The organism is Ferroplasma sp. Type II, from assembly GCF_000496155.1.
Window position 1 is genome coordinate 1 of record NZ_KI542752.1, and the last position, 1,295, is coordinate 1,295.

Here is a 1,295-nt window from a genome sequence, read left to right on the forward strand (position 1 = left end):
TGACTTGAATTTGACCCTGTGATAAATACCCTGTATCCCTCCCGAAGAAGTCGATTGATAAACAGTTCCCAGCCTTTGACATTCTGGATCTCGTCAAAGAACACATTTCTCATGTCCCCAAACAACTCAATGAAAGTTTCCATCAGTACCTGAAAATCTTCCACTGCAAATCCTGATATTCGTTCATCGTCAAAATTGAAATAGAAAAAAGAATCCCGGAACCTGGTGTTGATAATCTGTTTCAGCATTGTGCTCTTGCCACACCTCCTGATCCCTTTAATGATGAATGCGGAGGAACCGTTGTAACTTAATCCAAGGTCAAAAGCATCTCTTGGGGCAATGTGATCTAATCTCTCGATTTCAGTCAGTTGATCCTGTATCACTGTTCGCATAAGCGATTTTTGAATCATGACACGATATTTCGTAGGGTATTTTATTTTTGCGCATTATAATGAGCAAAATCTTTAGATAATGCGCATTATGTTCAGCAAATATTAAGGGAGAACAGCCATTTGGATTCTAAAAATAGCATCTTTAATGTGTTTACTGTTTTATTGCTTAATTTATCCATGTCTATCTTAGTTTTTATAATTGTTATTTTCTGGTTTTTCCTTTTTTCTTTGGTAATATTTAAAGAATATTTTTTTGCCTTCTCTTCAGATATCATGGAAATGATAGTATATAATGCATCCCTACAGAAGCATTACTAATCTTTGAACTTGGTAATTTATGATAAATATTTAAAAATTAATATTATTTAGAACGTTTTAAAAATTCCACCACGGGCAACTTCTGAAAATATTTAATTAATTTATTATTTATTGAATAAATGTACATGTCTTCCAGAGAATTCATCGATGTTGTAAACTCAGTGATTTTCTTTCTGATTGAATTGTAAGGAATAATTAAAAAGAATCGAATTAAAGTTTGGGATTTAGTATTTTATGCCTCAATCCAGTCCTTTATGGGTTTTATGACGGTTATAATTCTTGAATTTTCATGTAGAGAAATGAACTCCCCTGCAATAAGTGCCTTCATGACTTCTGAACCCAGGGAACCTCCCAGATGAAATTCTTTTTCTGTTAAGTCTCTGCATCCATATGCAAAAATTCTTCCATGTCTCCTTTTCACAGGAATCTTAACTCCAAGCCTCATCATATTTATTTCGCCCTTATCAGTTAGATCAAATTCGGGTTTGTCATTTATCTGTTTAAGCCATTTTTTCAGTAAAAATATTTTCAGAAGCATTACACCATCATGTCCTGCCAGATGGTCATAACACCTTCTGCACTTAG

2 protein-coding genes and 1 pseudogene are annotated in these 1,295 nt (G+C 33.7%); all 3 read right to left on the reverse strand.

The features are described 5' to 3' along the window. A partial coding sequence (locus tag AMDU4_RS09605) for an AAA family ATPase (protein ID WP_290704905.1) occupies window positions 1-410 on the reverse strand: 410 nt, incomplete at its 3' end. Between the two features lie 74 nt (window positions 411-484). Further along, the gene (locus tag AMDU4_RS09610; RefSeq protein WP_290704907.1) at window positions 485-667 is read right to left on the reverse strand and encodes a hypothetical protein; all 183 of its coding nucleotides are present in this window, start codon (window positions 665-667) and stop codon (window positions 485-487) included. A 275-nt stretch (window positions 668-942) separates the two neighbouring features. Then, a pseudogene (locus tag AMDU4_RS09615) lies at window positions 943-1,295 on the reverse strand (hypothetical protein); the annotation flags it as partial.

What these genes read in the sequence shown, in the direction of transcription:
- AMDU4_RS09610 (WP_290704907.1), bottom strand. Translation starts at nt 667, where the DNA reads ATGATATCTGAAGAGAAGGCAAAAAAATATTCTTTAAATATTACCAAA.